The organism is Polymorphospora sp. NPDC050346 (assembly GCF_040655695.1).
Classification (GTDB): Bacteria; Actinomycetota; Actinomycetes; order Mycobacteriales; family Micromonosporaceae; genus Polymorphospora; species Polymorphospora lycopeni.
This window is the reverse complement of sequence record NZ_JBFAKM010000010.1, coordinates 111,437-127,955: the sequence shown is the minus strand read 5'-3', so window position 1 is coordinate 127,955 and position 16,519 is coordinate 111,437. Positions and strand designations below refer to the sequence as shown.

Below are 16,519 nucleotides of genomic sequence, written 5' to 3'. Positions count from 1 at the left end.
CGTCGCCGGGCGAGGGTGCGCGTCGTCATCCCGGGACCAGGACCGGCACCTGCCGGTCGACACACCCCGTACGACGGTTACCGAATGGTGGAGGAACAACGTGAACAGCATGAATGACACCGGGGTCGCCGCGAGCCCGGCACCGGGCCGGACCAGCCACCCCGTCCGACTCGGCGGGCTCGCCGTCACCGGCTTCATCGCCGCGCTCGTGGCGACGGTGGCCACCACCCTCGCCGCCGCGCTTGCCCGGGCCGTTGGCGTCGACTTCGCAGTCTCCGACAGCGGCGAGACGATCCCGTTGGCCGGGTTCGCCGTCGTGACCGGCTTCTTCTCGGTCGTTGGCATCGTCATCGCCGTCGCTCTTCTTCGTTGGAGCGCCCACCCCGCCCGGCGATTCGTGTGGACGGCGGTGTCGCTGACCGCGATCTCGATGGTCCCGCCCTTCCTCGCCGGGGCGAACACCGCCACCATCGCCGCCCTCCTCGGGCTGCATCTCGTCCCCGCGGCGGTGATGATCCCCACCCTGGCGCGGAGCCTGCGCACCCGCTGCGGCGAGCGCGGTTCGTGACGTCACCGGTGTTCCGCCGCGAAGGTGCGGCGCAGCTGCCGTTTCAGCACCTTGTGGCTCGGCCCGAGCGGCAGCCGTTCGAGGAACCGGATCCGGCGCGGATACTTGTGCCGGCCGAGCCGCTCGCGGGCCCAGGCGATCAGTTCCTCCCCGTCCGGTGGCGGGTCGGCCGCCGGGTCGGGCACGACCACGGCGCAGATCTCCTCACCGTGCACCGGGTCCGGTACGCCGATCACGGCGACCTGGGCGACCGCCGGGTGCCGGGCGAGCACCTCCTCGACCTCGCGGGGGTAGACGTTGAACCCGCCCCGGATCACCACGTCCTTGGTCCGGTCGACGATGGTGACGAACCCGTCGGCGTCGCGGGTGCCGAGGTCACCGGTGCGGAACCAGCCGTCGACGACCGCCTCCGCGGTCGCCTCCGGACGGCCGAGGTATCCGGCGAAGACGTTGTGCCCGCGGATGACGATCTCGCCCAGCTCACCGACGCCCAGCAGCTCGACGCGATCCGGAACCTCCGGGCGGGCGATCTCGACCTCGACGCCCCAGATCGGATGCCCGACGGTGCCGGCGCGGGTGCCGAAGTGCGGCTGGTTGGTGGTCGCGGTCGGTGCGGTCTCCGACAGGCCGTACCCCTCGAAGATCGTGGTGCCGAAGGCGGTGTTGAAGCGTTCGAGTACGGCGACCGGCAGTGACGCGCCGCCGGAGACGCACAGCCGCGGCCGGGGCAGCTCGTCGCGGCCGGCGGCGGCTTCCAGCAGCGCGATGTACATCGTCGGCACGCCGTGGAAGACGTCCACCCGTTCGCGGACCATCAGGTCCAGCGCGGCGGGGCCGGTGAACCGGGCGAGCAGCACCAGGGTGCCGCCGATGCGGAAGGTGCCGTTCATCGCCACCGTCTGCCCGAAGGTGTGGAACAGCGGCAGGCAGCCGAGCACCACGTCGGTCGGTCGGGCGTCGTTGGCGTCGAAGACGTTCACCATGGCGTTCATCACCAGGTTGAGATGGGTCAGCACGGCGCCCTTCGGCTCGCCGGTGGTGCCGCTGGTGTAGAGGATCACCGCCGGGTCCTCGGCGCCACGGGAGACGTACGACAGCACCGGTTCGAGTCCGGCGCACAGGTCCTCCAGGCGCCGGACCGGCGGCGCGGGACGCTGGGCGGGCACCGGGGCCACCGCGCCGACGGTGACCAGCGGGATGCCGGCCCGTTCGGCGGCCGCCGCGCCCATCGCGAGCTGGCTGGCGTGGCAGACCAGCAGGTCGGCCCGGCTGTCGCGGAGCACGTACGCGGCCTCGTCGGCGGTGAGCAGCAGGTGCACCGGAACCACGACCGCGCCGGCCGCGAGCGCCCCGTAGTAGGCGCGCGGGAAGTCGACCACGTTCGGCGCGAGCAGGGCGACGGTGTCGCCGGGCCGTACGCCCAGTTCACGCAGGCCGGCCGCGTAGGTGCGGGCCTCGTGCCACAGCCGCGCGTACGTGACCCGGGTGTCGCCGTCGACGACGGCGACCTTCGCGGGGTGCCGCCGGGCGGATTCGGCGAGCACGGTGGCGAGCGAGAGGCTGGTCACGACTCCTCCCCGGCGAGGTAGAGGCGGCTGACCGTCTCGGCCACGCAGACCGGTCTGCCGCCGCCGTCGCTGTCCACGGTGACGGTCTTGACCACCTGGAGCCCACCGGCCGCCTCGGTCACCGCGTCGATCCGGACGCTGGCCCGGATCCGGCCACCGGTGCGCAGCGGGGCCGGGAACCGTACCCGGTTCAGCCCGTAGTTGACCCCCATCCGCACCCCGTCGACCCGGTAGACGTCGCGGACCAGGGCCGGCAGCAGCGAGAGGGTGAGATAGCCGTGGGCGACGGTGCCACGGAACGGTCCGGCGGCGGCCCGGCGCGGGTCGACGTGGATCCACTGGTGGTCGTCGGTGGCGTCGGCGAAGAGGTCGACCCGGTCCTGACCGACCGGGTGCCACCGCCCGGGGCCGAGGATGTCGCCGACCGCGGCGGCGAGTTCGGCAGGCGATCCGAAGGTTCTCACGCGAGGTGCCCTCCGAGCTTGGTGTAGCCGCGCAGCAGGTCGCGGGAGATGATGAGTCGTTGCATCTCGTCGGTGCCCTCGAAGATGCGCAGCAGCCGGGCCTGCCGGTACCAGCGTTCGATCGGCAGTTCCCGGGTGTAGCCCATGCCGCCGTGGATCTGCATCACCCGGTCGACCACCCGGTTGACCATGCCGGCGCCGTAGAGTTTCGCCATCGACGAGGCGTGCCTCGGGTCGAGTCCGGCGTCGACGGTCCAGGCGGCGCGCAGCACCAGCCAGCGGGCCGCCTCCAGTTCGGTCTCGGAGTCGGCGAGCATCCAGGCGATGGCCTGGTTGTCGCCGATGGGCCGGCCGAAGGTGTGCCGGGTGTTCGCGTGGTCGATCGCCATGGCCAGCGCGCGTTCGGCGATGCCGAGCGCGTGCGACGGGATGACGTACCGGCCCTTGCCGATCCACTGCATGGCCAGCGCGAAGCCCTGGCCGACCTCGCCGAGGACGTTGCGGGCCGGTACCCGGACGTCCTGGAAGACCAACGCGGCCGGGCCGCCCTCCCCCATCGTCTGGATGAACTCCGAGCGCCAGCCCATGTCGCGGTCGACGAGGAAGGCGGTGCTGCCGCCCCGGCGGACGTCGCGGTCGCGGTCGGTGACCGCGATGACGATGGCGAAGTCGGCCTCGTTGCCGCCGGTGATGAAGGTCTTCTCGCCGTCGAGGACCCAGTCGTCGCCGTCGCGGCGGGCGGTGAGGCGGATGTTGGCCGCGTCGGAGCCGGCGCCGGGTTCGGTGATGGCGAAGCAGGAGCGGCGTTCGCCCTCGATGGTCGGCAGCAGGTATTCGCGCTTCTGCTCCTCGTTGGCGTGGAAGAGGATGTTGTCGGCCTCGCCGCCGAACCGGAACGGGACGAAGGTGCGCCCCAGCTCGGTCCAGACCAGTGACTGGGTGACGGCCGGCAGGCCCATCCCGCCGTACTCGTCGGGGGTGTCGAGGCCCCAGAAGCCGAACTTGCGGGCCCGCAGCTGCAGCTCGCGTAGCTGGCCGGGTTCCAGGCCCGGCAGGTGGGCACGTTCGCGGCGGAGCACCTCCGGCTCCAGCGGCATGATCTCCCGGTTGATGAACTCCCGGGCGGTGTCCCGGATCGCCCGCTCCTCGTCGCTCGGTGCGAAGTCCACGGTCTCCTCCTGGCGTGTTCGTCGGTGCCGGCGGTCAGCGGGCGCCGCCGTTGACGTAGAGGGTCTGGCCGCTGACGTACGACGCGTCGTCGCTGGCCAGGAAGGCGACCACGGCGGCGATCTCCTCCGGTTGGCCGACCCGGCGCAGCGGGGTCAGGTCGGCCACCGTCCGCTGGTGGTCCTCGGGGGTGGCGCCGACCCGGACGGCGGTGGCGGCGGTCATCGCGGTCGCGACGTAGCCGGGAGCGACGGCGTTGACGGTGACGTTGTACGGCCCGAGTTCGATGGCGAGGGTGGCGGTGAGCCCCTGCACCCCGGCCTTGGCCGCGGCGTAGTTGACCTGCCCGCGGTTGCCGAGCGCGGAGCGGCTGCTCAGGTTGACGATCCGGCCGTAGCGTGCGGCGACCATGTGTTTCTGAGCCGCCTGGCAGCAGTGGAACATGCTGGTCAGGTTGGTGTTCAGCACCGCGTTCCATTCGGTGGCCGACATCTTGAAGAGCAGGTTGTCGCGGGTGATGCCGGCGTTGTTGACCAGGATGTGCGGTCCGCCGAGTTCGGTGACCACCCGTTGGGTCATCGCCTCGACCGCGTCGGCGTCGGTGACGTCGCAGCCGATGCCGATCGCCCGGCCGCCGGCGGCGGTGAGTTCGTCGGCGACGAGTTCGCTCCGCTCGGGGTCGAGGTCGACGACCGCGACGGCGGCTCCCTCGGCGGCGAGCCGGCGGGCGGTGGCGGCACCGATCCCCTGGGCGGCGCCGGTGACGATGGCGACCCGGTCGGCGAATCTGTTCACGGGGCTCTCCCTGGTGGTTGTCACTTGAAGGCGCTGACGCCGGTGAGCGCCCGCCCGATGAGGAGTTGCTGGATCTGGCTGGTGCCCTCGTAGAGGGTGGCGACGCGGGCGTCGCGCAGGTACTTGCCGACCGGGTACTCGTCGACGTAGCCGTACCCGCCGAAGACCTGGAGTGCGTTGTTGGCGGCGCGGACGGCGGCCTCGGTGGCGAAGAGTTTGGCCACCGACGACTCGGTGGCGAAGGGCTGTCCACGGTCGATCAGGTCGGCGACCTGCCAGACGAGCAGCCGGGCGGCGGCGGTGTCGACGGCGATCTCGGCGATCAGTTGCTGCACGAGTTGGTGGCCGGCGATCGGTTTGCCGAACTGTTCCCGTTGGGCCGCGTAGCCGAGTGCGGCGTCCAGGCTGCCCTGGGCGATGCCCACGCAGCCGGCGGCGACCGACATCCGGCCCTTGGCCAGGGCGCGCAGCGCCAGGTCGAAGCCGGCGCCGGCGGCGCCGAGCCGGGCGCTGTCGGGCACCCGGACCCGGTCGAGGGCGAGTTCGGCGGTGTCCTGGCCGCGCAGCCCGAGTTTGCCGTGGATCGGGCGGCGGGTCAGGCCGGCGCTGTCGGCGGGGATCAGGAAGGCGGTGATGCCGCGCGGGCCGGGGCCGCCGGTACGGGCGAAGAGGAGGACGACGTCGGCGCGGGTGCCGTTGGTGATGAACACCTTGGCCCCGCTGATCAGCCAGTCGTCACCGGCGCGTTCGGCCCGGGTACGCAGTGCGGCGGCGTCGGATCCGACATCGGGTTCGGTGAGCGCGAAGGCGCCGAGCAGGTCGCCGGCGCAGAGTCCGGGCAGCCAGCGGGCCTTCTGCCCGGGTGTGCCGTGGGCGGCGATCGACTTGGCGACCAGGCCGAGGGAGACCGAGACGATGCCGCGTACGGACGGGTCGCCCCGGCCGAGTTCCTCCAGCACCAGGCAGTAGGTCAGATGGTCGCCGCCGGAGCCGCCGTCCGCCTCGTCGATGGTCAGCCCGAGGAAGCCGAGGTCGCCGAGCTTCCCGACGACGGCCGGGTCGACCTGTTCGGCGCGGTCGGCCGCGGCGGCGTACGGCGCCACCTCACGATCGACGAACTCGGCCGCGAGCTGACGCGCGGCGGCCTGTTCGGGCGAGAGGCTCAGATCCATGGACATTAAACTAGCGCTGCAAGTTTTATCTCGTCCAGACCCGAATGTGGAAGAGTTCCTTGCGCACCCGTTCCGGAGGAGACCGACCGATGCCGCGTCCCAGCAAGGCCCTGCTCAGCCGGGAACGAATCGTGGCCACCGCCGCCCGACTCATCGACACCGAGGGGCTGGCCGGGTTCTCCACCCGCCGGCTCGCCACCGAACTCGGGGTCCGCGGCCCCTCGCTCTACAACCACTTCGCGACCAAGGACGAGATCCTGGACGCGGTCGCCGACACGATCATCGCCGAGGTGGACGTCTCGTTCTTCCGTACGCACGAATGGCGGGCGGCGCTGCGACTCTGGGCGATGTCCTACCGCGAGGCGCTGCTCGCGCACCCGAACATCGTCCCGTACCTCGCCCAGGGGCCGGGCCGGCGGCCGGCGGCGCTACGGATGGCCGACGCCGTCTACGGAGGACTGGTCGACGCGGGCTGGCCGCCGGCGAAGGCCACCCACATCGGCGCGCTGATGCGCTACCTGGTCACCGGCTCCACCCTCGGCTCGTTCGCGAAGGGCTTCATCGAGGATCCGGCGCTCTACGACGGACACCCCCACCTCGGCCAGGCACACCGGCTCGCCGAACACCAGCGCAGCGTCGACGACGGGGCGTTCGCCCTCGGCCTGGACGCGCTCATCGACGGCCTCTCGACCGACTACGAGAAACTCGCCCGGCCTATGGATCGGTGAGGCGGCGGGCGCTACAGTCGGAAAACTTGCGGCGCTAGTTATTGCCGCCAGACGGCACCGCTGCCCACTCACCCGAGTGAGAGGTCCACCGATGCAGCTCACCCGTACCGAAATCCACCTCGGCGGTCGATGGGTGCGGCCGGAGGGCACCGGGACGATCCCGGTGGAGAACCCGGCCACCGAGGAGACCATCGCCGAGATCCCGGCGTGCACCGCCACCGACGTCGACCGGGCCGTCGCCGCGGCCCGCGCCGCCTTCGACGGCTGGGCCGACACCGGCCCGGCCGACCGGGCCGCGGCGCTCGACCGGCTGCACGACGCACTCGCCTCCCGCGCCGACGCCCTCGCCGAGACCATCGGCCGCGAACTCGGCAGCCCGCGCAAGTTCGCCGCCCGGGTCCAGGTCGGACTCCCGCTGCGGGTGCTGCGTGGCTACGCCGACCTGGCCCGGCAGCCCGCCCCCGCCGAGACCATCGGCAACTCCCTGGTGTTGCGCGAGCCGGTCGGCGTCGTCGGCGCCATCACCCCGTGGAACTACCCGCTGCACCAGGTGGTCGCCAAGCTCGCCGCCGCCCTCGCCGCCGGCTGCACCGTCGTACTCAAGCCCAGCGAACTGACCCCGCTGGTCGCCTACCAGCTCTTCGACGCGATCGACGAGGCCGGGCTGCCGCCCGGGGTGGTCAACCTGGTCACCGGGACCGGTCCGGTGGTCGGCGCGGCCCTCGCCGGGCACCCGGACGTGGACATGGTCTCCTTCACCGGCTCCACCGCCGTCGGCCGGCAGATCGCGCACCTGGCGGCCGACCGGATCGCCCGGGTCGCACTCGAACTCGGCGGCAAGTCGGCGAACATCATCCTCGACGACGCCGACCTCACCACCGCCGTGAAGGCCGGCATCGGCAACTGCTTCGTCAACTCCGGCCAGACCTGCACCGCCTGGACCCGGATGCTCGTGCACCGCACCCGCTACGCGCAAGCCCTCGAACTGGCCGCCGACATCGCCGCCGGATACCGGCTCGGCGATCCCTTCGACCCGGACACCCGGCTCGGACCGCTGGTCTCCGCCACCCAACGCGACCGCGTACGGAAACACATCGCGCGCGGCCTCGCCGACGGCGGCCGGCTCGTCACCGGCGGTCCGGACGCGCCGGTCCCCGACCGGGGCCACTTCGTCGCGCCGACCGTCATCGCCGACGTCGACCCCGACAGCGCCCTGGCCCAGGAGGAGGTCTTCGGACCGGTCCTGGCGGTCATCCCCTTCGACGACACCGACCAGGCCGTCGCCATCGCGAACAACTCCCGGTACGGCCTCGCCGGCGCGGTCTTCGCCGGCGACGAGGAACGGGCGCTCGCCGTCGCACGCCGGATCCGCACCGGCTCGGTGGACGTCAACGGCGGCTCCTTCAACCCGCTCGCCCCGTTCGGCGGCTACAAGCAGTCCGGGATCGGCCGCGAACTGGGCGTGCACGGGCTCGCCGAGTTCACCCAGCTCAAGTCGATCCAGCGATGAGGGCGCTGGTCGTCGCCGGCGTCGGCGCGCCGCCCACGGTCACCGACATCGAACTGCCCGCCCCCGGGCCGGGCGAGGTCCGGGTCCGGGTCCGCGCCGCCGGGGTCTGCCACTCCGACCTGTCGATGACGAACGGGACGGTCACCCCGACGTACCCGCTCGTGCTCGGGCACGAGGCCGCCGGGCTGGTGACCGAGGTCGGCGCCGACGTACGCCGGGTCGGTGTCGGCGACCACGTGGTGCTGAACTGGGCACCGCCGTGCCGCGGGTGCTGGCCCTGCCGGCACGACGAACCGTGGCTCTGTGCCGAGGCGGGCACCCCGTCGGTGGCCCGGGGCCGGACCGCCGGGGGCGATCCGTTGCACGTCACCCTCGGCCTCGGCGCACTCGCCGAGGAGGTGGTGGTCGGCGAACGGGCGGTGATCGCCGTGCCGGCCGGGCTGCCGTTCGAATCGGCCGCCCTGCTCGGCTGCGCCGTCCTGACCGGGGTCGGTGCCGTCACCCGGACCGCCGCCGTCGCGCCGGGTGAGTCCGTGCTGGTTCTCGGGCTCGGCGGGGTGGGCCTGGCCACGGTGATCGCCGCCGCGTCGGCCGGTGCCGGACGCGTCGTCGCCGCCGACCTCGCCGGGGCCAAGCGTGAGCTGGCGATGGCCGCCGGGGCCACGGACTTCCTGGTCGCCGACGACACCCTCACCCGACAGGTCCGGACGCTGACCGGCGGGCGCGGGGTCGACCACGCCTTCGAATGCGTCGGCCGGGCCACCACGATCCGCACCGCCTGGCGGGCCGCCCGGCGCGGCGGCCAGGTGACCGTGGTCGGGATGGGCGGCAAGGACGACCTGGTCGAACTGAGCGCGCTGGAGATCTTCCACTCGGCGCGTACCCTGCGCTCCTCGGTCTACGGGTCCTCGGACCCGGACCGGCACCTGCCGGAGTTGGCCGCCGCGGTGCTCGACGGGTCACTCGACCTCGGTCCGTTGATCACCGACCGGTGTGGACTGGACGAGGCGCCGGCCGCCTTCGCCCGGATGGCCCGGGGCGAGGGTGCCCGCACGGTGGTGCTGTTCGACTGACCACCGGCTCAGCGCAGGGCGCGGGCCAGCTCGATCCGGGACCGCAGGCCGAGCCGGTGGAAGATGTTGCGCAGGTGGTGGTCGACGGTCCGGGGGCTCAGGTGCAGACAGGCGGCCACCTCCCGGTTCGTCGCCCCCTCCCCCACCAGCCGGGCGATCCGCAACTGTTGGGGGGTCAGCGTCCGCACGTCGACCGACGGGCGTACGGCACCACCCGGCGGCCGGGGGTCGCCGACGGGCCGGCGCGCGGTGGCGGTGTGGGCCGGGACCGCCGCACCCGCCGCCCGCAGTTCCGCCGTCGCCTGCTGTGCCCAGCCGGCGACACCGAGCCGCTGGAACGTCTCCATCGCCCGGCGCAGGTGCTCCCGGGCGTCCCGGGGTCGGCGCGAGCGACGCAACTCCCGGCCGAAGAGCAGTTCCGTACGCGCCCGCTCGAACTCCGCCCCGCCCGCCGCGTGCAGCCGCAGCGCCTGCCGGAACCAGTCCTCGGCCGCCCCGCTGCCCCGGGGGGCCAGCAGTGCGCGGCAGCGGGCCGCCACGGCCCGGCGGGCCGGATTCCCGGTGCCGTCGGCCCAGCGGTCGAAGACGGCCGACGCGTGGAGTGCCCGCGCCCGCCGTGCCGCCGTCGCGGGTCCCGCCGGGTCGGCGTGGGCGACCGCTTCGACCAGGTACGGCGTGGCCATCACCTGCACGACGAGTTGGCCCCGGCCGGTGCCGGGTCGGGCCAGGGCGTGCAGCCGGGCGGCGGCGGCCGTCGCCCGGCCCTCGGTCAGGTCCAGCACCGCCAGCGCCCACTGGCCCAGCGCCCAGGGCCGCTGCCCGCCGGCGTGCGCGCCCGCGCCGGGCTGGCCGTGCCGCAGTGCCACGGCCCGGTCGCCGCGGATCGCGGCCAGCAGGGCGAGCATGCCCCGATGGTTGGCGGCGCAGTTGTCCTGCCCACTGTCCCCGGCCACCGCCAGCCCTTCCCGGGCCGCCGCCACCGCCGCCGGACCGGTCGGGTCGAGCCAGTAGTGGGCGTAGCTCAGCAGCTCCAACGCCCGGGGCAGGGCCGAGACGTCGCCGGTGGCCCGGGCCCGGGCCACGGCCCGGGAGGCGAGCCGGCCGGCGGCGGCGTCGTCGGCGGCGAGCAGGCCGGCGGCGCTGGCGGCGATAAGCCCGACGGGGTCGTCCAGCGACGCGGCGAGGTCGACCGCCCGGCGCAGGGCGGCGACCGCGTCGCGGTGGCGGCCCTCGAAGGTCGCGGCGGAGCCGGTGATGTGTTCGTGGGCGACCAGGGCGGCGGCGGTGGCGTCCGGCCGGCACAGCGCGGCCGCGCGGCGGGCGATCTCGGCGTACCGGCGGTAGTCGCCGGAGAGGCAGACCGCCTCGCCGGCCTGTACCAGCGCGCCGAGGGCCGCCCGGGGATCGGTCGGGGCCAGCACCTCGGCCGCGGCCAGCAGCGGCTCCGGTGCGTCACCGGCGACACCCGTGCGCAGGGCCATCTCGCCGCGCAGCAGCCGGACCCGGGCCCGCACCACCGGGTCCGCGCCGGTGTCGCCGATCCGGAAGAGCAGCCGGCGGGCACGCTGCGGGTCGCCGGCCAGCCAGGCGTACCGGGCCGCGGCGACGAGCCGGAGATCGGCCGCGGCGCCGGTCCGGGCGTCGGTGAGCTGGGCGGCGCGTTCCAGGGCCGCCGAGGCGGTCGCGTAGCCCCCGGCCGGATCGGGTCGGCCGGCGGTCGTACGGAACGGGCCGGCGCCGGGGTCGGGGGCACTGGCGCGGACGTGCGCGGCGGCCCGTTCCAGTTCGGCGGCGAGCGGTTCGTCCGGGCCGTCGGCGGCGGTGGCCAGGTGTACGGCCCGACGCAGTCGCTGGTCGGGTCCGGTGCTGATGGTCCGGGCCAGGAGCAGGTGCGCGGCGCGGCGCCGGGCCAGCGGTGCCTGTTGGTAGGCCAGGGTCCGGAGCAGTCGCTGCGGAAAGCCGACCCCGTGGGCGTCGACGCGGATCAGGCCGGCGAGCTCCGCCGGGGCGAGGGCGGTCAGCCGGGTACCGGAGGCTTCGGCGGCCCGGACCAGGCCGAACTGGTCGAGTGCCTCGTCGGCGGCGGCGAGCAGGAGCAGCCAGCGGGTTTCGGCGGGAAGCCGGCGCAACCGGTCCCGGTAGGACCGGCCGAGCACGCCGTCGGGGGGCAGTGCCGTGGGCGGCGGCTCGTCGCCGTACCGCTGGGCGGGGGTGAGGGTGGTGGCGAGGTCGGTGAGCGCCTGCGGGTTGCCCCGCGCGAGCCAGGCCAGTGCCGCGGCCGTGTCGGCCGGCAGGCCGTCGGGGACCAGGTCGCCGAGCAGGCCCAGACTGTCCGTCTCGTCGAGCGGGGTCAGCCCGAGCGCCGGTACGTCGCAGACCGCCTCCGCCGCGTCGCCGGCGAGCACCATGGCGACCCGGTACGGGCGCAGCCGCCGGGCGGCGAAGGCGAGCACGTCGAGCGACGGTGGGTCGGCGGCGTGCGTGTCGTCGAGGCGGCAGAACAGGGGACGTCCGGTGCCGGCCGTACCGAGCAGGCCGAGGACGGCCCGGCAGAGGACCAGCCGGTCCGGCTCGGGGCAGCCCTCCCCGCCCAGGGCGCGGGTGAGCACGTCGCCCTGCCGGCCGGGCAGCGGCGGGATCCGTCCGGCGAGGGGTTCGAGGAGCCGGTGCAGTACGGCGTACGGCAGGTCGGCCTCGTCGGGCAGCCCTTTGGCGGCGAGGACGGTGAACCCGGCGGGGTGGGCGGCCGCGGTCACGCTGCCGTCGTCGAGCAGTGCGGTCTTGCCCAGGCCGAGTTCGCCGTGCAGCAGCAGGGCGCCGCCGGTGCCGGTGGCCGCCGCGTCGATCAGGTCGGTGATCGCCCGGCGTGCCGCGCTCCGGCCCCGCAGCACAGATTTTTGCACTAGCGATGCATCAATCATATAGTGAGTGTTACCTATTGGTAACGAGATCGGAAGAGGGCGACATTTCGCTCACCTGAGGCACGACGACGGGCCCCTACGCCTCGACCCTCACACCTCGGACCGACCCGCCCGCGATCAGGACGCGAGCCGGGCGAGGTAGCCGTCGACCTGATCGCGGGCGTCGTCCGGCGCGAGAGCGGTGGTGAGCACACGCACGGTGATGCCGTCCATCAACGTGGTCAAGGCGGTGGCCTCGGCCCGCGCGTCCACATGGGAGCCGACGGTGCCGTTCACCTTGCCGGCGGAGAGCAGACGCTCGAGGTTGGCGCGCAACCCGGTCTCACTCTCCGCCAGGATCGCCGCGACCTGCTCGTCGACCAGCGCCTCCGCCGTCAACGCCAGCCAGACGCGCGCCTCGAGGACGCGCTCCTCGTCCAGCGGGAGGAGTTGCCACATCGCCTGCCGGATGACGTCCAGGGTGATCGGGTCGGCCGGGATCGTCCGCGCCCGCCGCACCACCCGGTCCACCAGGTGGTCGATCGCGGCCCGAACCATGCGCTCCCGGGTCGGGAGATAGTGCTGGGCGGTCGCGAGAGCCATCCCGGCCTCCTGCGCGACGGCCCGGACGGTCATCCCCACCGACCCGACCCGCCCCAGCACGACGCAGGCGGCGGCGCCGAGATGGCGTCGCCGCTCCTCGTGATCCACGACCTTCGGCATGCTGCGATCATAGATGATCGGTCATTTGACCGAAATAGGTCAACCACCTAATCTCGATGTCATGAGCGACTTGTCCCCTGGTCACACCGCCCCGGTACGCAACGCCCCGCGCTTCGGCTACGCCGACATGGCGGTGGTGCTCATCGTCGGGATCGGCCTCGCCAACTCGACGGTGGCGGAGTTCCTGGCCCAGGGACCGGCCCGGCTGGGCATGTCGGAGATGGCCTCGTCGAGCATCGCGTGGACCCTGATCAACGGCACACAGCTGGCCGTCGGGCTGGCTGTCGTCCGGCACCGGTTCGGCGCGATCAGAAAGCCCCTCATGCTGGACCGCCCGAGAGGCGGTCAGGTCGGCGCCGCGATCGGCTGGGGGCTGGCCAAGGCGGCCCTGACCCTCGGCCTGCTCCTGGCGCTTCCGGCGGCGATCGTCGAAGGCGGCGGAGGTGAGGGGGGCTACCCCGCCGGGAGCCTGCTGGCACAGTTCGTCTTCGCACTCGCCTTCGGCGCGATCGCCAGCCCCCTGTACGAAGAGGTCCTCTACCGAGGCGTCTTCTACCGTGGGCTGGCCGCACGGCTTCCCGCCGTCGCCGCCATCACCCTGTCGGCGGGCTTCTTCGCCGTAGTCCACCTGCCCCGCGTCTTCAACACCGTCAGCGCGCTGCTGGCCGGCCTCCTCTTCGCCTGGCTCCTGCACCACCACCGCAACCTCTGGGTACCGATCATCGCCCACGCCGTGAGCAACGGGTTCCTGGTCGTGCTGGCCTTCGCCGCCCAGGCCGGCTGAGACCCGGGAGCAGACTTGATCTAGGCCGATACCGTGTGCGGGTCGACGGACTCACGGTGCCGAACGAGCCCGAGCCCGAGCGGGATGGATGGAGCGGATGGGGCGGAGAGCGGGACGGCCGGTCAGCGCCCTGGTCGCGGTGGCTGTGACGGCGGTGCTGGCCCTGTCCGGGTGCGCGGCCGCTCCCGACCCCGTCGAGGCCGTGACCGCGCTCGCCGAGGAGACCCACCCCGGTCAGTTGCGGCTCGTGACCGTACGGCAGGCAACGGCCGACGGCGCCGCCGAGGTCGTCTTCGCACTCGGCGACGACTCCGACGCCGCGGTCGTGGTGAACGTCGGCGGCGCGCCCGACAGCGCCGTGGACGAGGAGGATCTGCGGTCCGCCGTACGGGCGGCCCGGGAACGGGCGGACCGCTACCGCACCCTGGTGGCGGCCTTTCGACGCTGCGGGTACGCACTGGTCGCCGTCCACGAGATCGGGCAGCCGTCGCACGAGGTGGTCTGGATCGCCGCCGACGACGCCGGCCCGGTGGACCGTACGCCGCTCCGTCTCCAACCGTGCCGGGAGGACTGGCGGTTTCCCGACCAGGACGCCGCCCCCGGCGTCAACCTCGTCGACGCATCCGTGCTCGCCGGCCTGGCGGCTCCCGACCCGGAGCTGCCGCCCGTCCTGCGGGTCACCGAGCGGCACCTGGACGCGGCCCTGAAGGAGACGTTCCACCACACCGTCGAGGTCTGGCCGGCGGCGGCCACCACCCCGTCCGCCCACGCCGGCCGCGTCCGCCCCGTCTGGCCGGCGAAGGAGTGGCAGACGATCGCACAGACCCTGCGCGCGTGGATCGACGAATGGCTCGACGAGAGCGGGGTCGCCCACGTCAGCGGCCTTGAGGTCTACGAGCAACGGTGGTTGATTCCCGGTACGTCCCGCGAGATGCGCTACTACGAGGCGGTCTGCACCGAACGTGAAACGTCCTGGCGATGCGTCGGGCCGATGGTCGGCGTCGCCGCCGTCACCGTCGACCTCGACGACCTCTCGGTATCCGCGCCGCGACTGATCACCGACATCAGGCAGTGGCGGGACATCCCCGCCAACCGACCGCTCGAACCCGAACTCGCCACCGCGGTCGAGTGACGGTCGCGGGCGGTCAGTCGCGGGCGGTCAGCAGGGCGGTGACGGTACGGGCCATCGTCCGGCGGGCCTCGTCGACGCCGAGCCCCAGCCCGTCGCGGAGCATCGACCAGGCCGGCCACATCGTCGCCGCGACCACCGCGTTGAGCAGTTGCCCGCGGCCCCGCCCGGCCGCGGCGAGTTCGACGGCGAACACCTCGCCCACCTCGTCCCGGAGCCGTTCGATGTGCTTGGCCCGGTTACGGCGCAACTGCTCCGAGGTCGGTTCGCGCAACTGCGCGGCCCGCGCCGAGGGAGTGATCAGCTGGAGCAGCCGGGCACGTTGCCGGCAGAAGGCGTCCACCCGCTTGGCCAGCGGCAACTCCGCCGGGATCGGCCGGTGGGCGGCCTGCTGCTCGGCGAGCACCCGCTCACCGCTGGCCTCGAACAGGGTCTCCATGTCCTTGAAATTGGTCCAGAGCGCCCGCAGGGAGACCCCGGCCCGCTCGGCGATCCGCTCACCGGTCGGCCGCAGGTCGCCCTCACCGATCAGCGCCAGATGCGCGTCGACGATCGCCGCCCGGGTGCGTTCCGCGCGGGCGGTGCGTCCATCCACCCGCACCGGTGCCTCGGTGTCCGTCATCGCCTCGTGCTCCCGCCGACCGTCGAAACCTGCACCCGCAGTGTAGTGGCGGTCAGTCGCCCGCCGGCTGGTGGCGGCGCAGCTCACGCCGGGCCAGCGACCGCCGGTGCACCTCGTCGGGGCCGTCGGCGAGCCGGATGGTCCGGGCCGACGCCCACAGCCGCGCCAGCGGGGTGTCCTGGCTCACCCCGGCCGCGCCGTGTGCCTGGATGGCCCGGTCCACCACCCACTGGGCCATCTCCGGCACGACGATCTTGATCGCCTGGATCTCGGTGCGGGCGGCCCTGTTGCCCGCGGTGTCCATCAACCAGGCGGTCTTGAGCACCAGCAGCCGGGCCTGCTCGATCCGGACCCGGGCCTCGGCGATCCAGTCCTGGACCACCCCCTGGTCGGCCAGCGGCCCGCCGAACGCGTACCGGCCGCTGACCCGGCGGCACATCAGCTCGAGGGCCCGTTCGGCCATGCCGATCAGCCGCATGCAGTGGTGCACCCGGCCCGGGCCGAGCCGCGCCTGGGCGATCGCGAACCCGGAGCCCTCCGTGGAGATCAGGTTCTCCACCGGCACCCGTACGTCGACGAAGTCGATCTCGGCATGCCCACCGTGGTCGGCGTCGTCCCAGCCGAAGGTGTGCATGCCCCGGCGGATGGTGACTCCCGGGGTGTCCCGGGGCACCAGGATCTGACTCTGCTGCCGGTGCCGGGGCGCGTCCGGGTCGGTCTTGCCCATCACGATGAAGACCTGGCAGAGCGGGTTCATCGCCCCGGTGATGAACCACTTGCGGCCGTTGACGACGTACTCGTCGCCGTCGCGTTCGATCCGGGTGGCGATGTTGGTCGCGTCGGAGGAGGCGACATCCGGCTCGGTCATCGCGAACGCCGACCGGATCCGCGCGTCCAGCAGCGGCTCCAGCCACCGCTCGCGCTGCGCCCCGGTGCCGAACTCCGCCAGCACCTCCATGTTCCCGGTGTCCGGGGCGGCACAGTTCAGCGCGGCCGGGGCCAGGCCGGGACTGCGTCCGGTGATCTCGGCGAGCGGGGCGTACTGCTGGTTGGTCAGGCCGGCGCCGTACGCGCCGGGAAGGAAGAGGTTCCAGAGCCCGCGCCGGCGGGCCTCGGCGCGCAGTTCGTCGAGGACCGGCGGGTGCGACCAGCCGGAGTGCCGGGCCTGCTCGGCGAAGACCTGCTCGGCCGGATAGATCCGCTCGGCCATGAACTCGAGCAGCCGGGCCCGCAGTTCCTCCGTACGGTCATCGAAGTCGAAGTTCATGCCGCCTGCTCGCTTCGCTCGCAGTCGTCATGAACCCACCTGAGCCAAC

The 16,519-nt window shown here is 73.4% G+C and carries 15 protein-coding genes; 6 read left to right on the top strand and 9 right to left on the bottom strand.

The window, feature by feature from the left end:
• Window positions 1–109: 109 nt before the first annotated feature.
• Entirely contained in the window at window positions 110–568 is a 459-nt protein-coding gene (locus AB0I42_RS13155; protein ID WP_357536990.1) for a DUF6069 family protein, read from the top strand.
• 2 nt (window positions 569–570) lie between these two features.
• Here the strand turns inward: AB0I42_RS13155 and AB0I42_RS13150 are convergent, their stop codons facing one another.
• From AB0I42_RS13150 to AB0I42_RS13130, 5 genes are read right to left on the bottom strand one after another with little or no spacing between them, the layout of a single operon-like run.
• Window positions 571–2,136: a long-chain fatty acid--CoA ligase gene (locus AB0I42_RS13150; RefSeq protein WP_357536988.1), complete on the bottom strand. Its 1,566-nt coding sequence runs from the start codon at window positions 2,134–2,136 to the stop codon at window positions 571–573.
• Entirely contained in the window at window positions 2,133–2,600 is a 468-nt protein-coding gene (locus AB0I42_RS13145) for a MaoC family dehydratase (RefSeq protein WP_357536986.1), read from the bottom strand. The genes AB0I42_RS13150 and AB0I42_RS13145 overlap by 4 nt, the downstream gene beginning before the upstream one ends.
• Window positions 2,597–3,769 carry an acyl-CoA dehydrogenase family protein gene (locus AB0I42_RS13140; RefSeq protein WP_357536984.1) on the bottom strand — a complete coding sequence of 391 codons (1,173 nt, stop codon included), beginning with the start codon at window positions 3,767–3,769 and terminating at the stop codon, window positions 2,597–2,599. Before AB0I42_RS13140 ends, AB0I42_RS13145 begins: the two co-directional genes overlap by 4 nt.
• Before the next feature lie 34 nt (window positions 3,770–3,803).
• Window positions 3,804–4,562, bottom strand: a complete 759-nt coding sequence (fabG, locus tag AB0I42_RS13135) for a 3-oxoacyl-ACP reductase FabG (protein WP_357536982.1) — start codon at window positions 4,560–4,562, stop codon at window positions 3,804–3,806.
• A gap of 20 nt (window positions 4,563–4,582) precedes the next feature.
• Window positions 4,583–5,734: an acyl-CoA dehydrogenase family protein gene (locus AB0I42_RS13130; RefSeq protein ID WP_357536980.1), complete on the bottom strand. Its 1,152-nt coding sequence runs from the start codon at window positions 5,732–5,734 to the stop codon at window positions 4,583–4,585.
• Between the two features lie 89 nt (window positions 5,735–5,823).
• On the opposite strand from AB0I42_RS13130, the gene AB0I42_RS13125 reads away from it, so the two are divergent.
• The 3 genes from AB0I42_RS13125 (at window position 5,824) to AB0I42_RS13115 (ending at window position 9,045) form a co-directional block, all read left to right on the top strand.
• On the top strand, window positions 5,824–6,462 hold the full coding sequence (locus AB0I42_RS13125; RefSeq protein ID WP_357536979.1) for a TetR/AcrR family transcriptional regulator C-terminal domain-containing protein: 639 nt from the start codon (window positions 5,824–5,826) through the stop codon (window positions 6,460–6,462).
• A gap of 91 nt (window positions 6,463–6,553) precedes the next feature.
• Entirely contained in the window at window positions 6,554–7,972 is a 1,419-nt protein-coding gene (locus AB0I42_RS13120) for an aldehyde dehydrogenase family protein (protein WP_357536978.1), read from the top strand.
• On the top strand, window positions 7,969–9,045 hold the full coding sequence (locus AB0I42_RS13115) for an alcohol dehydrogenase catalytic domain-containing protein (protein ID WP_357536976.1): 1,077 nt from the start codon (window positions 7,969–7,971) through the stop codon (window positions 9,043–9,045). Before AB0I42_RS13120 ends, AB0I42_RS13115 begins: the two co-directional genes overlap by 4 nt.
• Window positions 9,046–9,053: 8 nt before the next feature.
• Here the strand turns inward: AB0I42_RS13115 and AB0I42_RS13110 are convergent, their stop codons facing one another.
• Both AB0I42_RS13110 and AB0I42_RS13105 read right to left on the bottom strand, forming a co-directional pair.
• Window positions 9,054–11,948: an AAA family ATPase gene (locus AB0I42_RS13110; protein WP_357536974.1), complete on the bottom strand. Its 2,895-nt coding sequence runs from the start codon at window positions 11,946–11,948 to the stop codon at window positions 9,054–9,056.
• Window positions 11,949–12,083: 135 nt separating this feature from the next.
• Window positions 12,084–12,668, bottom strand: a complete 585-nt coding sequence (locus AB0I42_RS13105; RefSeq protein WP_357536972.1) for a TetR family transcriptional regulator C-terminal domain-containing protein — start codon at window positions 12,666–12,668, stop codon at window positions 12,084–12,086.
• A 61-nt stretch (window positions 12,669–12,729) separates the two neighbouring features.
• On the opposite strand from AB0I42_RS13105, the gene AB0I42_RS13100 reads away from it, so the two are divergent.
• Complete coding sequence (locus AB0I42_RS13100; protein WP_357536971.1) at window positions 12,730–13,452, top strand: CPBP family intramembrane glutamic endopeptidase; 723 nt, start codon at window positions 12,730–12,732, stop codon at window positions 13,450–13,452.
• A gap of 97 nt (window positions 13,453–13,549) precedes the next feature.
• Window positions 13,550–14,584, top strand: coding sequence for a hypothetical protein (locus tag AB0I42_RS13095; protein ID WP_357536969.1), 1,035 nt, complete (start codon window positions 13,550–13,552; stop codon window positions 14,582–14,584).
• A 13-nt stretch (window positions 14,585–14,597) separates the two neighbouring features.
• Here the strand turns inward: AB0I42_RS13095 and AB0I42_RS13090 are convergent, their stop codons facing one another.
• Window positions 14,598–15,203 (bottom strand): TetR/AcrR family transcriptional regulator, encoded by a 606-nt coding sequence (locus AB0I42_RS13090; RefSeq protein WP_357536968.1) that lies wholly within the window; start codon window positions 15,201–15,203, stop codon window positions 14,598–14,600.
• Between the two features lie 52 nt (window positions 15,204–15,255).
• Window positions 15,256–16,470, bottom strand: coding sequence for an acyl-CoA dehydrogenase family protein (locus tag AB0I42_RS13085; protein ID WP_357536966.1), 1,215 nt, complete (start codon window positions 16,468–16,470; stop codon window positions 15,256–15,258).
• Window positions 16,471–16,519: the final 49 nt, after the last annotated feature.

Excerpts from the sequence above, each read along its gene's own strand:
- AB0I42_RS13155 (WP_357536990.1), top strand. The coding sequence starts at position 110 with ATGAATGACACCGGGGTCGCCGCGAGCCCGGCACCGGGCCGGACCAGC.
- AB0I42_RS13130 (WP_357536980.1), bottom strand. The coding sequence starts at position 5,734 with ATGGATCTGAGCCTCTCGCCCGAACAGGCCGCCGCGCGTCAGCTCGCG.
- AB0I42_RS13125 (WP_357536979.1), top strand. The coding sequence starts at position 5,824 with ATGCCGCGTCCCAGCAAGGCCCTGCTCAGCCGGGAACGAATCGTGGCC.
- AB0I42_RS13120 (WP_357536978.1), top strand. The coding sequence starts at position 6,554 with ATGCAGCTCACCCGTACCGAAATCCACCTCGGCGGTCGATGGGTGCGG.
- AB0I42_RS13115 (WP_357536976.1), top strand. The coding sequence starts at position 7,969 with ATGAGGGCGCTGGTCGTCGCCGGCGTCGGCGCGCCGCCCACGGTCACC.
- AB0I42_RS13105 (WP_357536972.1), bottom strand. The coding sequence starts at position 12,668 with ATGCCGAAGGTCGTGGATCACGAGGAGCGGCGACGCCATCTCGGCGCC.
- AB0I42_RS13100 (WP_357536971.1), top strand. The coding sequence starts at position 12,730 with ATGAGCGACTTGTCCCCTGGTCACACCGCCCCGGTACGCAACGCCCCG.
- AB0I42_RS13095 (WP_357536969.1), top strand. The coding sequence starts at position 13,550 with ATGGGGCGGAGAGCGGGACGGCCGGTCAGCGCCCTGGTCGCGGTGGCT.
- AB0I42_RS13090 (WP_357536968.1), bottom strand. The coding sequence starts at position 15,203 with ATGACGGACACCGAGGCACCGGTGCGGGTGGATGGACGCACCGCCCGC.
- AB0I42_RS13085 (WP_357536966.1), bottom strand. The coding sequence starts at position 16,470 with ATGAACTTCGACTTCGATGACCGTACGGAGGAACTGCGGGCCCGGCTG.